At 64.2% G+C, this 14,013-nt stretch carries 10 protein-coding genes; 1 reads left to right on the forward strand and 9 read right to left on the reverse strand.

Going from position 1 to position 14,013, the window contains the following annotated elements; all coding sequences use genetic code 11:
* Positions 1 to 32 precede the first annotated feature (32 nt).
* The 7 genes from WC971_06235 to WC971_06265 all read right to left on the reverse strand — a co-directional run bounded on the left by WC971_06235 (position 33) and on the right by WC971_06265 (position 10,265).
* A complete protein-coding gene (locus WC971_06235; protein ID MFA5844410.1) occupies positions 33 to 674 on the reverse strand; it encodes a hypothetical protein in 642 nt (213 codons plus the stop codon).
* Positions 675 to 744: 70 nt separating this feature from the next.
* The gene (locus WC971_06240; protein ID MFA5844411.1) at positions 745 to 1,815 is read right to left on the reverse strand and encodes a glucose-1-phosphate thymidylyltransferase; all 1,071 of its coding nucleotides are present in this window, start codon (positions 1,813 to 1,815) and stop codon (positions 745 to 747) included.
* Positions 1,816 to 1,909: 94 nt separating this feature from the next.
* Positions 1,910 to 3,016 carry a UDP-N-acetylglucosamine 2-epimerase (non-hydrolyzing) gene (gene wecB, locus WC971_06245; protein ID MFA5844412.1) on the reverse strand — a complete coding sequence of 369 codons (1,107 nt, stop codon included), beginning with the start codon at positions 3,014 to 3,016 and terminating at the stop codon, positions 1,910 to 1,912.
* Entirely contained in the window at positions 3,013 to 4,083 is a 1,071-nt protein-coding gene (locus WC971_06250) for a polysaccharide biosynthesis protein (protein ID MFA5844413.1), read from the reverse strand. Before WC971_06250 ends, wecB begins: the two co-directional genes overlap by 4 nt.
* Positions 4,076 to 4,969, reverse strand: a complete 894-nt coding sequence (locus WC971_06255) for an SDR family oxidoreductase (protein ID MFA5844414.1) — start codon at positions 4,967 to 4,969, stop codon at positions 4,076 to 4,078. The genes WC971_06250 and WC971_06255 overlap by 8 nt, the downstream gene beginning before the upstream one ends.
* Positions 4,966 to 7,158: a glycosyltransferase gene (locus tag WC971_06260; GenBank protein MFA5844415.1), complete on the reverse strand. Its 2,193-nt coding sequence runs from the start codon at positions 7,156 to 7,158 to the stop codon at positions 4,966 to 4,968. The genes WC971_06255 and WC971_06260 overlap by 4 nt, the downstream gene beginning before the upstream one ends.
* Positions 7,155 to 10,265, reverse strand: coding sequence for a glycosyltransferase (locus WC971_06265; protein ID MFA5844416.1), 3,111 nt, complete (start codon positions 10,263 to 10,265; stop codon positions 7,155 to 7,157). The genes WC971_06260 and WC971_06265 overlap by 4 nt, the downstream gene beginning before the upstream one ends.
* 205 nt (positions 10,266 to 10,470) lie before the next feature.
* Here WC971_06265 and WC971_06270 point away from each other — a divergent pair, with 205 nt between their 5' ends.
* Positions 10,471 to 11,292, forward strand: coding sequence for an FkbM family methyltransferase (locus WC971_06270; protein MFA5844417.1), 822 nt, complete (start codon positions 10,471 to 10,473; stop codon positions 11,290 to 11,292).
* A 29-nt stretch (positions 11,293 to 11,321) separates the two neighbouring features.
* Here WC971_06270 and WC971_06275 read toward each other — a convergent pair whose 3' ends face one another.
* Together WC971_06275 and WC971_06280 are read right to left on the reverse strand one after the other, a co-directional pair.
* The gene (locus tag WC971_06275; protein MFA5844418.1) at positions 11,322 to 12,248 is read right to left on the reverse strand and encodes a class I SAM-dependent methyltransferase; all 927 of its coding nucleotides are present in this window, start codon (positions 12,246 to 12,248) and stop codon (positions 11,322 to 11,324) included.
* Between the two features lie 33 nt (positions 12,249 to 12,281).
* Entirely contained in the window at positions 12,282 to 14,006 is a 1,725-nt protein-coding gene (locus WC971_06280; protein MFA5844419.1) for a glycosyltransferase, read from the reverse strand.
* Positions 14,007 to 14,013 lie beyond the last annotated feature (7 nt).

Below are 14,013 nucleotides of genomic sequence, written 5' to 3' on the forward strand. Positions count from 1 at the left end.
CCGGCGGAGGGTACCAGCTCACGTCGGGAGACTCAGCCGACCGGCGCGACAACCGCGCGCGCGGCACGCAGCACGTCGTCAACCCTACACTCGTCGGCGGCCAGGTCGGCAGGACGTACGCCGCCAAGACGCGCATTGTCCGAGAACCACCACGAAGCCACGCCCCACGGGTCCTGCGCAGCGCCCAGCAGCCCGTTCACTGCGACGGCCACGGGTAGCACGCGTCGGCGATCGCTGTCGATCTGGAAGGCCGGGAAGAGGTAGCGATTCGCGACTCGCAGGCCGAGAAGCTCACCGCGGCGACGGCGCAGGTTCGCGTACTGGCTGAGGTTGACCGAGCGCGAGCCAAGAGCTCGCGCCACCGAATCGGCCTCCATAGCCGGCTCGTCGAGCACGCGCCGACGAGCGGCCGCCCGCACCACGTTCTCTCGAGCGACTTCGGCGACGACCTTCGCGGGGCCACCCGCCATCACCCCGGCAGCACTCGCGGCGCCGAGCACGCTCTCCATGGCGAGTACCAGTTCCCAGCGGTAAGCCGTGAGATCGGGCACTTCGTCGAGGACCGCGCCTATGCGCCGGACGAACTCGGCGCTCAGGTTGCCGCCCGGCTCGATCTGCTCGAGTCGTCTGACCGCGGCCTTGTATCGTGATGCCCTTCTGCGATTCGGCGACATGCGAACCTCCGGAACATAACGCACATATACACCGAAGGGATTATACCACGTATGCGCCAGGACTGGCGGGTCAGCCGAGGATGACTTCCGAGTTGTCGCCGATCATGATGCGGTGCCCGGCGGGCTTGGAGTGACCTTTGCGGACCGACGCGCCGACGCCGAGCAGCGAATCCACCACCCGCTCGTGGCCCACGTCCTCGAGGACCGAGTGGTGCAGCAGGATCGAGTGCTCGACCTCGCTTCCGCGCACGACGCAACCGTCACCCACGGAGGTATAGGGGCCGATGAACGCGTTCTCGATGATGGCGCCCTCGCCTATCGCCACCGGCCCTCGCACCGTGGAGTTGGCCACGCGCGCGCCCTTGGCGATGTGTACCCGGCCGTGGAGCGAGTCGGGATCGTCGACGTCGCCCAGTACCACGGTCTCGATCTGGTCGAGCATGATGCGGTTGGCCTCGAGGAGGTCGCTCAGCTTGCCCGTGTCCTTCCACCAGCCCTCTATGACGTGCGGACGCACGGTGCGGCCGTGGTCGACGAGCCACTGGATGGCGTCGGTGATCTCGAGTTCCCCGCGTGCCGACGGCTCGATCGAGTCCACCGCCTCGAAGATCGTGTTGTCGAACAGGTAGACGCCGACGAGGGCGAGGTCGCTCGGCGGGTTCTCGGGTTTCTCGATCAGGCGCGCGACGCTGCCGCCGGGCCCAAGCTCCGCCACCCCGAACTGGTTGGCGTTGGGAACGTGGGCGAGCAGGATCTGCGCGTCACAGCCGTCGGCTCGGAACTCGTCGACGAAGCGGGTGATGCCGTCGGCGATGAGGTTGTCACCGAGGTACATCACGAAGGAGTCGCCGGCCATGAACTCCTCGGCGATCTTCACGGCGTGCGCGAGGCCGAGCGGTGCCTCCTGCGGGATGTAGGTGATCCGCACACCCCAGCGCGAACCGTCGGAGAGGGCGCCCATCACCTCATCGGCGGTGTCACCGACGATGACGCCGATGTCGGCGATACCGGCGTCGCGGATCGCCTCGATGGCGTAGAAGAGGATCGGCTTGTTCGCGATGGGCACGAGCTGCTTGGCCCGCGTGTAGGTGATCGGCCGGAGCCGGGTGCCTTTGCCGCCTGCGAGGATGAGGGCCTTCATGAGGGCAATGGTGACGGTGGGAGGGCAGGTTGGCAACCAGCGGCACTGTCGGTCGACGAGGCGGCGCGAGATGGTTGCTCGAATGGGGGCGGGACTAGAGGGGTCGGGTGTCCGAGCGGAGCAACGGCTCGGAAAGCAGTATCTTGACGACGGTCCTCGAGACGCTCGTATCGAGGTACCCCGCGGGCGGTTCCCAGTCGGGTGGCTTGGCAAGGACGGTGGAGACTGCCCTCAGGATGCCGCCCGATCCGACGCCCGCCAGCATGTTCGAGCCGGCTTCGATCGTCTCGGGACGCTCCGTCACCTCCCTGAGAGTGACACTCGGGACGCGGAAGATGGAACATTCCTCCTGCACCGTGCCACTGTCGGTCAACACACAACGCGCGGATTTCTCGAGCGCCACGAAGTCGAACAATCCGAGCGGCTCGAGGTAGCGGATGCCGGTGCCCTCGAAGCTCATCCCGGCTCGCGCCATCCTGTCCCGCGTGCGAGGATGCAGGCTGCAAAGGACCGGCCGGTCGTACGTGTCCCTGATCGCCTCGAGCGCCGTGACTAGGCTGCCGAGTCGTTCCTCGGAGTCGACCGTCTCAGCCCGATGCATCGTCACGAGGAAGAACTCGCCCGCCGTCAGACCCAGCCGGTCGAGAACGTCGGTCGAGTCGATTGCCGCTTCGAAGTGTGTCAGCACCTCGTTGATCGGATTCCCAGTGACGAAGATGCGATGACACGGGATACCCTCCCGTAGCAGGTTTTCCTTGCTCCTTTGGGTGTACGGCATCAGGATGCTACTCGCGTGGTCGATGAGCCGACGATTGACCTCTTCCGGCACTCGATCGTCGAAACAACGGTTCCCCGCCTCCATGTGGAAGACCGGGATTCCGGCCCGTTTCGCGACGATCGCCGAGAGGCCGCTGTTGGTGTCGCCCAGCACGAGAAGCGCGTCCGGACGACACTGCTGGATGATGCCTTCGACGGCTGTTAGCATCAAGCCCACCTGCTCGCCGAAAGACGCGCCCCTGATGTTGAGAGCGTGGTCGGGCTGCCTGATCCCGAGTTCCTTGAAGAAGACATCCGACAGGGTCGCATCGAAGTTCTGACCCGTGTGCACGAGAACGTGGTCCACCAGTTCGTCCAGCCCAGGGATGATCAGGGAGAGACGGATGAGCTCGGGACGCGTCCCCAGTACGGTCAGGACCCTCATGCCAGCATCTCGCCCGTCCGCTCACGACCGACATCGGTCAGCAGATGCTTCTCAAGGAGACGCGTGAGCGCGACCCTGTCCAACAAGCCATTCGCCGAGCTATATTCGGCCTTGAGCGCAGGGTCCGGCTCTGGGCCCTCGTGGAGTTCGGGGAGCATGGGTCGGATGGCGTAGTACTCGTCCCCCACCTCGACGGTACGGTTCGACTCCTCCTCGCTCACGAGGATCTCGTGGACCTTCTCACCGGGACGAATCCCAGTGATCACGGTCCTCACGTCGCGCTCGCCGATCATCGCCGCCGCGATGTCGGTGACCTTGGCCGATCCCACGCGAGGGATGTACGTCTCACCGTGCCGTGCACGCCTCAACGCAGCGAAGACCGTGTCGACCGCGTCGTCGAGGCTCAGCAGGAAGCGGGTCATCTCCGGCGTCGTAATCGTGACGGGACCGCCCGCACGAATCTGCTCCGTGAAGAGCGGGATGACGGAACCGCGCGAAGCGAGCACGTTCCCGTAGCGGACGCAAATGAACCGCGTACCGTTGCAGCGCAGGTTCCCCTGGATGAAGACGCGCTCCTGGATCGCCTTGGTCATCCCCATGACGTTCACCGGCTTGCATGCCTTGTCCGTGGACACCCCGACGACGGTCTGCACGGGCAGGTCGTGTTCCTGGATGGCGGTGACGATGTTCTCCGGACCGGCGACATTGGTCTTCACTGCTTCCCAGGGGAAGTACTCGCAGGTCGGAACCTGCTTCAGAGCGGCGGCGTTGAAGACCACATCCACGTCACGGAGCACGGCACTCACGCAGTGGAAGTCGCGGACATCGCCGATACGGAAGTCGAGGACGTCCTCGGCATGCTTGAAGATCACCTCGTCGGTCGGTTCGCGCAAGTGCTTGAAGGCCACACGCATCGCGTGCTGCTTCGCCTCGTCGCGACTGAACACCACGACCTTCTCGGGCCTGCCGAGTTCCCCCGTCAACAGACGGCGCACGAGCACCTGACCGAGGGAACCAGTGCCTCCGGTGATCAGAACACGCTTGCCTTCAAGAACCTTGTCAGTCATCTGTCGACTCTCTCCACTGACGGTAGCGCGGCCATTCCGCCGCCAGACTCCCGAGCATATCGTCCCAACTGGGAGCCCGCCATCCCGCCGCCGCCTCGAAGCGCTCCCCGACGAGACTTCGGTCGCAGGCGAACTCATCGTCCGGCTCGATGATGATATCACCCCAGCCCAGCTTCTCTCGCAGCCTGACCAGCAGGTCGTACTTGCTCAAGGGCTCGCTCGCGACGTGATGGACGCCGGATAGGTCCGGTCGGGTTCGAAGCACGTCGGCGATGAGGTCTGCTATCGCGGCCGTGGATACTCCAGAGTAGATCGCCTTCCGGAACCCGCCGATCCGTTTGCCGCGCTGCGTGGCGAACCACTCGAGGAGCCCAGTGCGCCTCTCTATCTCCCATCCGATGATCGACGTCCGAAGCGTCAGGCAGCCCGGCCGGTCGACCTCACCCAACAACTTGGACCGACCGTACAGGTCCGGCGGATCGGGCAGGTCGGATTCGGTGTACGAGCCGCGGCGTCCCGAGAACACGCAGTCGGTCGACATGTGGACGAGCCGCGCGCCGGCCGCCTCGCACACGTCGGCGAGCTGATGCGGGAAGAGCGAGTTCGTGACGATCGACGGGATGGCAGCCTTCGCCTCATCGCGATGCTTGATGATCCCAATCGCATTGACGACCGCCTCGGCCTCTGAGAGGGCGAGCACGCGACTCACGCACTCCAGGTCTGTGATGTCGATTCCTCCGAGCAGCCTCTCCTGCGGCAAGAGCCGATACCTGGCGTAGTCGAGGGGATCGCCCCTAACGGTCCCCCAGACGTCGAGCGAGGTCGCCAGCCGGAGGCACAGCTGGTGTCCGAGCATGCCGTTCGCGCCAAAGACGACGACTCTCACGCCAGCATGCTCCTCAGCCGCTCGACCTTATCGGCGTCGAAACGAGTGCCGAGGATGTCCTGAAAGACCGGGACGAAGCGGTCGAACTGGTGCCGCATCGAGAACTCCTGGATCGTGGAGAGGCCCCTCTCGGCGAGTCTGGTGCGCAGGTCTTCGTCGGCGAGAAGCCGCTGGATAGCCCCCGCGAGCGACTTTGGGTCGTTGGCCGGAACGACAAGGCAATCCTCCTCCGACGTGCAGAAGCCGTTCGTGCCTTGGTTGTCTGCCGTGATGAGGGGGACGCCACAAGCCATCGCCTCCGCGGCGGGAAGACCGAAGCCCTCGTACCAGGAAGGGCACACGACGACAGCGGCCGAATGGTACCGCTCGCGCATCGCGTCGGCCGTGAGAGCCTCTGCCATCTCCTCGCGGAATCCGGCACCGGACGGCGCCGGGTGGGAGACCCCATGGGCGCATGCGATGTCGAGAACGAGTCTCCACTCGGGGTTGGCAGCGGCGACGATCGCCAGCGCCCTCTCCAGGTCCTGAATCCCCTTGGCAGGCGAGGTGGGATCGCCGACCACGAGTACCCTCATCTCGTCGCCGGCCGGCAGCATCGTCCGAGGGAAGAACACGCGCAGGTCCACGCCGTTCGGGATGACGTGGACAGGCTCGTTCGCTTTCTTCCGGAACAGCTCCCGAAGATGTTCCGACACCGCGATCCGCGTCATCGGGAGCCGGTGCAGGAAGTCGAAGTAGGGCTTCTCTTGCATCCGCTCGGCGTAGGTCGTCCCATAGTGGAACCCTTCGTACCCCTGACAGAGATGGCAGAACCGCTTACCCTGATTGTCGTTCCGGAGCGCCGGCAGGATCTCGAGCGCCGAGTAGAGGACGACGATGGGCTCGGTGATGGACGAGTAGCGCTGATCCCAGTCGGGCACTGTCGAGAAGCTGGCATCGAGTTCTATCCATGTCGGCGGCGGCTTGTCCGAGTAGATCCCGACTTCGACACCCAGAGCGCCGAGCCAGTTCACGTAGCGGTACAGCACTATCGCGCCGCCCCCGCGCACGCCGCCGTCCACGATGGTGAAGGCGATGCGCTTCCGGTCTGCCTTGCGCTTGGTGCCCTTCGCCGCGGGACCGGGCTTGCCGCTCTCCGCGGACGTATTCGTCGCTGCTCTCACCGGCCGGAACGGGGCCATGGACGCAAGCGACCGGGCGGCCGCCGAGATGCTGTCGAGGTTGCCCAGGACTACCGGATGTGCGCCCTGCGCGCGAATCTCCTGGACCATCATCCCGAGTATCTGGATGACATCCTGGTCCGGGAATCGCCGCTTCAGGTTCCCGGCGAACCACTCCCAGAAGACCTCGTTCAACGGCTGCGAGTTGATCCAGGAATGCTCCCAGAGAACCGAGCACAGCACGTAATCGAGCGTGCGGCCCACAGCCTCATCAGTGCCGAGCGAGAAGCCCTGCGCCACCTCCTCTAAGGAGTGCCGCCTGAGGATCTCATGGATGATGACGTACGAGTCCATGAGACAATCGGGAACTTGCGTCGCCGATCCCTGCTCGGGATGCACCCGATATGCGACGAGCACTTCGTCCAGCCATGCGATGGGATATCGTAGACAGATTCGGGTCCACATGTCGTAGTCCTGCGCGTAGCGGTAGCGGGTGCTGAACGGACCGACACGCTTGATAACGTCCATCGGCACCATGATGGTACAACCGTTGATAAAGTTCCCGTGCAGGACGAGGTTGGCCTCGGGATGACCGACGGCCTCGGGGTTGGCAACGAAGGTACCGGTCACCTGCCCTGACGGGTCGATGTTCTGGTAGCCGCTGACGACGATCCCGGCCTTCCGATGGGTCGTGTCGAACGCACGGATCTGCGCCTCCAGCTTCCCGGGCAGGTACATGTCGTCGGAGGACAGCCAGCAGAAGTAACCGCCGGTGACCTCTGCGAGGCCGGCATTGAGCGCCGAGGAGATACCGCCGTTCTCCTTGTGGATCACCTTGAAGCGGGGGTCGCGCCGAGCAAAATCGTCCGCGATCGAAGCGGTGTTATCCGTCGAGCCATCGTTCACGACGATGGCTTCCCAGTCGCCGTACGTCTGCCCGAGGATGCTATCGAGCGCGAGCGGCAGGTACTGCGCCTGGTTGTACGTGGGGACGACGACGCTCACCCGGTTAGACCGCTTCTGTTTCACCGGCCCACCTCACCCTCCGGTGGATCCGAGCGGGCGCGTTCGGTAGCGATCTCCTGGAATACCTCCTCGAGCAGCACACGCCACCGCCGCATGGAATCCTGCACGGTGAGGCCCTTTGACAGGATGACCTCGCGAGGACTGAACTCGAGATCCTTGATGTCTGCCACGGCGGACGCGAGATCGTCGCCGATGACGCCGGCCTTGCGGCGCTCCTCCTCGCTGAACTGCTTGAGGATCCCCACGCTGCGCATGATCACGGGGGTGTCGCAGAGACAGGCTTCCACCGCGGCGAGGCACTGCGTCTCGACAGGCGAGCCCACGATGAAGAAGTCCGCGCAGTTGAGCAGCTTGACCAGGAGCTCCTGCGGTATCCGGCTGTAGACCCTCGCGTTCGGCGCCTCGAAGGACTCGTCCTTCTTGGTGACGAGGATCCACGTGATGTCCGGATACATGCGCACGCACGCCTCGACGCTCGACCACCCCTTGACCTCATCGAAGCTGCCCACGAAGATGCCGATGCGCTCGTCGCCGAAGCCGAGCTCCTCGCGCAACGGCGCCCTTTCTATGGGCCGGAACAGGTCGGAGTCGACTCCCACCGAGATGATGTCGAAGTCGTACTCGGGGTACGAGATGGCCGTCTGGATGGAGTTCGTCACCAGTCTGCGCGCGGCGCGCATGTTCTCTTCCTGCTGCGACGTATCCCTTCCCATGGCACGAAGGTTGTCCTGCAGGAAGGCGACCGTGTAGCGGGACGGGTCGACGGTGCCGATGAACGTCGCGTTCTGGATGATGACCTCGATGCTCTGCAGCGTCTCCTGGATGTAGCTGCCCGCCAGACGCGCGTAGTCATCGTTCAGCCCGACGACCCGAGTGTCGACGCCGATGGACGACGGGAGAGACTCGAGCATGAAGTCCCAGAGGACCCTCTCGCCCATCGATCCGGTCACGATGTCGTTGCAGATCGCGACCTTGGGCCGGGACTGCTCGCCAGGGATCGGCGCCGAGTCCTTCTCGCCCTCCTGGAAGTGGTAGACCACGCTGCTGAAGACGGTCTGGTGCCGGATCGAACGACTCCGCAGCTTGTCGATCAGCACCTTGTCGCCGGTGATGCAAGGCTCTCCTTGCCGCGTGATCACCGGCGCTAAGAGGTCGCTCTCCGGCTGTATGTTTCCTTCGGGGTACCCTCCTACTTCCAAGAAACGGTCTCTTCGCACGAGCAACGGCATGTACAGACCGTCGTCCGCGACCCGGTCCTCGGCGACGGAGCCGGCGAACCCGAGGAAGGCGGCCTCATCGTACTCTTCGGCCTCGGTCCCGAAATCGCGTTCGATGCCGTATTGGCCGCTGCGCAGCTTGCCGGACTCGACCAGTCGCGAGACGACGCAGTTGGAGCCGTCGTAGCCCGCCCAGAGCGACTCCAGCCAGCGCGGGGAGAAGGCCATGTCGGTATTGATGAAGACGAGGACGTCGCCACGAGCCTGCTGGGCGCCGAAGTTGTAGGCACGGTAGACGTTGTTGATGTACCACTCGGCCTGCTGCTCGGGCGTGTTCTTCCACACGACGTGGGGCAGGTAGTTGTCTCGCAGATACTCGAGAACCTCGTCGCTTGCGTCGTTCGCAACGAAGAGGAACTCCTTGTCGCGCATGTCGGTGTGCCTGAGCACCTGGCGATGTACGAACTTCGCCCAGTCCACGCTCTTGTACACGAGGGAGATGATGGAGAAGCCCGGCCTGAAGACCTCTTCGCGATACCGCTCGACGAAGGACAGGGACTCCTCGAAACTGAGAGGACCCGGCGGCGGATCGTCTCTGCGCAAGTCCGCCGGGAACAACTCAGCGGGGACTCTCTCGAGGTCGAGCCTCTCTTCGCTCACCAGCCGGTCGAGCATGTCATAGCCTCGCTGGCCGTGTCTGCGATAGACCAGGTACTTATGCGAGAGGTTCCGCTCGTTCGCGAAGCCGTAGTGGAGGACCCCCAGATCCCCACTCTTCTCGATGCGCTGGATGGTAGAAGGGTACTGCGCCTGGTGGAGGCCGGGGCCGGCCACCTCATAGCCCATGCCGGGCATGACTCTCCAAAGGCGCACGAACCAACCCAGATCGAACAGGCTGTCCAGCCGGCGCCAGGAGTCACTTCGCCAGATGTTCACCTCGTGCAACTGGACACCGTCGATGCCGTGGGCCGCACTCCACCCGCACACCTGTTGAAGACGCTCTCGGTCCTCCGTCGCGAGGACCTCGTCGGCATCAAGCCACAGTATGAAATCCGGTGCGAGCTGGAGGGCGCGGTCGAGCAGGACCTGCTTGTGACTGATCTCGTTGGCGAAATCGTTGTGCACGCCGCGGATGACGTGGGGTGTTCTCCCCAGCATGTACTCGTACGTGCCGTCGGTGCTCCCATCGTCATACACGACCAGCGCATCCACGAGCGGGATGACATGGTCGACGAAGCGCTCGAGATTGCCCTTGCGCAGTTCGTTGTACACCTGAGCGATGCATACGATCCTGAACTGCTTCTCGGGCGCGATCGGTACGGGCGACAGCGACGCCACCTCGCCCTCCATCCACGACAACTGCGATGCCCGCTTGCGGCACAGGGTAAGGCCCGGCGAGATGGGAATGGTCATCATCTCGTACTCGCTCGTGTCCCGGGACAGCTCCTCCACCGCCTGATAGCCGGTGCCACAGTAGCCGGGCTGAGTCAACTCGGCATCTCCGGGATGCGAGTCATGAAGAAGAACAATGCCGTGGGGACTCACGAAGGAGAAGTAGTCCTTGAAGTCGCGCAGCACTGACTCCCGCGAGTGATCCGCGTCAATGAACAACATGTCGATTGACATGGGGCTCTCATGAAGCTGCCGGGCGAAGTCCTGCGTCGTGGCACACACGAACCGAGCATTCGGAGCAGGCTCCATGTACTCGCCGGATGCAGGGCCGGCGTCAACGCCTACGAGCTGTTCTGCGAAGGGGATCACCTGATTGAACAGCTCGCACTGGTAGAGACCAAGCTCGACGTACACACATGGGCGGAGAAGGGCAGCCAGGCGGACGATGAAGTCCACATGCCAGTTCAGAGGTGCCGGGGCTCCCACGCGGTTCGTTGCCATATAGCGTCCACACTCGAGTCTCGCCGAAGACGCCGACCGGACGAACAAGATGCAGTCAGCTTGTCTGAGCGTAACTGGCGCGTCAAGCCAGCTCCAACGGCCCTTCCTCCGTGGTGCCGCCGCACGCAACGCGCGGCGTTGGGCAGGGCGCGGACTGTCGGCATACTATGATAGCGACCCGTCATACGCGCCCAATGGAGGACGCATGGAGACTGAACGCCCCTACATCACCGAAGGTCAGTTCGGCATCCGCTACCTCGTCCACCCGGAGTCGGCGTTGGACAAGCACATCGTCGACAGCGGCATGTTGCCGGACTGGATAGCCACGAGGCTCGGCGAGCTGATCCCGCCCGACTCCGTCGTCTTGGACATAGGCGCGAACGCGGGGCTCGTGACACTGCCCCTCGCGCGACTGGCCGTACCCGAAGGCACCGTCCATGCGTTCGAGCCGGACTTCCAGAACGCGAGCCAGCTGCAGACAAACGTCGAACTGAACAGGCTGAGCAACGTGGTCGTGGTTCCGGCTGCGGTCCAGGACGACCCATCTGTGGAAACCGTGACGCTCCACGTGAGACGCGCCATCGATGGCGACGGCAAGACGAACCGTGGACTGTCGAGCCTGCATCGGCTCTCGGTGCACGAAGTCCGCGACGAGCACGTACTGGCCACCACAATCGACCGGTATGTGAACGAGAACGACATCGGCCCGGTGCGGTTCATGAAGGTGGATGTCGAGGGAGCCGAGCTGGAAGTCCTTCGTGGCGGAGATGCCACCATCCGCCGAGACCTGCCGATCATCCTTTACGAGTACTCGTCGATCATCGACGGCCTCGGCGGCGGCGACGGCAGTCTGCGCAGCTTCTCGCACCTGTCGAGCATGGGATACAGACAGTACGAGATCGACCGCGAGATCAGGCTCATCGCGCTCGACGAGCCGCGAAGCGAACCGATGGACTCGAACGTCCTCTGTATCCACAAATCGAGTCCCGTGCGGATCCCGACCGACTGGTTCGAGGCACAAGAATAGCGCGCCAGGCCGGCAGGATCCGGCGGAGTCTACGTCCGCCGCCGCATCCAGAAGCTGCCGCTCCCGAGCTTGTCGGCGGCGGGGTCGTAGTGCGGGAATGCGCGCCTGAAGACGTCGAGGTGGCGGGACTGGAGGAACGCCATTGCGAGCAGCACCTCGAACTCGCTGTTGAAGGCCAAGAACGCCTTGAGCAGGTACTGTTCGGTCCAGAACATCGGGGTGGAGCTCGTGGCGTAGCTTCGCGGATACTCGTCGGGCATGGGGATGTCGTGGACGTGCACCACCACGCCGGGCTGCAGACGCGGAATGACCTCCAAGAAGAGGAAGTTCACGTCCCCACCGATACGCACCACGTGTCCCGAATCGATGAAGAGGATGTCGCCGCTACCGAGCTTGTCGAAGAACGACGGCTCCAGGAGCTCGACGCGCTCCTTGACGAGCGTGGTCCGCTCGCCGACCCCTCGCGTGACCGCCGCTTCCACCGGGTAGGGATCGACGATCGTGTGCTCTCCCGCGCCATTCAACTCAAGCGCCTTGGCGATGACGCGGGAGGACATGCCCGAGCCGATCTCGATGACGTGGCGCGGCCTATGGTGCCGCACCATCATGTGCGTCGAGCCAGCGCAGCCGAAACTGAAGGAACCGTTGTCGGTGAAGAACCCGTTCGACTCGGCGTCGACGGTGGCCGGCCACGCGCACTCGTCGCCGAACTGCGCGCCGAGCGAGAGCAGGAGATCCTTCTGATCATCGGCGCGGAAGTCCACGCCGGGCAGCTCGCTGCACGTAGCCCACACATCGCGCTCGACCAGGTCCCCCACGTCGGGTATCGGGTGGTAGAAGTGGATCGGGACCGGAAGGAACCCCTGCTGCAGACAGAACGCGGTGTACCTGCCGGTCGTCAGCTCCGAGCGCAGCTGCATCAAAGCCATTGCCATCTGCTCGTCGGACAGGCGCATGTGTCCTCCCGGTTCCGATGAGGTTTTCGGCTCTCAGCCCTTCGCCGAGATCGCTTCCCTGTAGATTCGCTCCATCGTGTCCGCGACGAGCCGCGAATCGAACCTGCTCATGTCCTTGGGCGGCTGGTGCAGTTCGTAGCCGAGGATCTCCCCGGCCTCGTCGACCTCGTAGATCCACCCAGGCTTGCCACACGCCCACCCCTCGATGGTCGTGCGACCGAGGAGCACGCCGGCGGTCTCGGTGGCGTCATAGATGTAGCGCTCGATGTCCCAGACCGGCGCTTCGACCGTGACGTGCGGCAGATCGACGTTGTCGAGGTAGTCGGCGTGTCGCTGGCCGACGATCCGAAGGTCGAAGTCCTCGGCGGTCGACCGCTCGACCAGATTGAGGATCGTGTTCTGTCTGAGCGGGTCGATCGTGCCGACGAAGACGGTCCGCCGGCGCGCATGTGGCTCCATCTCGACCGGGCGGAACCGCGTGAAGTCGATCGGGTTGTATACGACTGCACACCGCTCCGGAGCGATCTGATGATCCGAGACGATGTGCTCCATGATCTCGGGCCGTATGCAGATGTACCTCTCAATGCGATCGTCCACCAGCGGTGTCTCTATGTCGTACTGCGAGTGCACCGTGGCCACGGCGGGAACGCTCGGGAACATCTTGAGCGCGATCTCGGCGGGCTGGAACTGGCTGACATGCAGGATATCGGGGCGCAACGACCGGTACGGCGCGCTCTGCACGTCGTAGACCTCCACGCCCAGCTGCCGCGCTCGTGCGTCGACCACACCGCCGGTCTGTGATATCACCGTCACCCGATGGCCTCGCTCGCGAAGCTCCCTGCACAGCTCGTACACGTACAGCTCCGAACCGGTGAGGAACCGGAAGTTGAGCAGTGTGAAGAGGACGTGCAGCCCTCCGTCGGTCGTGCGGGTGACCGGCGGCGGGGCCGAGGTCCGTCCGGGGACGGTATGCAGCCCCGTGCGCAGCTTGTCGAACCACTTCTGATAGAGCCTTGCGAAGTTCTGCTCGAAGTATCGCCCCGGCGAGTCCGGGGCGTCGCCCTTCGAGTTGACCGTCGTGCCCCAGTAGTGCGTCAGCCGGGACGCAGGCTGGTACATCACCCGGAACCCCTTGTCGCGCACCGCGAGGTTGAAGTCAACGTCCTCGAAGTTCGCGACGAAGTAGCCTTCGTCCATGCCGTCGACGCGGTCCCACACCTTCTTCGTGGTGAGCAGGCAGGCCGCGGTGACACCCGGCACCTCCTCGAGGACGTTCGCCTCGGGAAGGTCCTCCGGTTCCTTCAGGTAGCGATGGTATGGCCAGAAGTGCGGCACGGGCTCCTTGTTGTACTGGAACTCGATGCCGCAGTGCTGGAGCGTCGTGTCGGGCAGCATCAGCTTGCTGCCCACGATCCCCACGTCGCCGGAGAGCACCTCCAGCATGGCATCGAGCCAGCCTTCCATCGGGACCGTGTCGTTGTTGAGCAGGCAGATCGTGCCGTACTTCGAGGCGGCGACCCCTTGGTTGCAACCTGCCGCGAAACCGGCGTTCCGGGTGTTGAAGAGCGCGCGGACGTGCGGCTTCTCCTCGGCGAGCTTCTGGAGGAACTCCGGGGTGCCGTCGGTGGAGGCGTTGTCGACTATCACGATCTGATGACCCGAGGTCGTCTCGTCGAGCGCCTCGAGGCACTCCTGCGTGTACCTCAGGTTGTTGTGAGTGAGGATGATGATGGAGACACCGCGCGGCTGCTTCTTCATGCTTGCG

The sequence above is a fragment of the Coriobacteriia bacterium genome, from assembly GCA_041658765.1.
Lineage (GTDB): Bacteria > Actinomycetota > Coriobacteriia > Anaerosomatales > JBAZZO01 > JBAZZO01.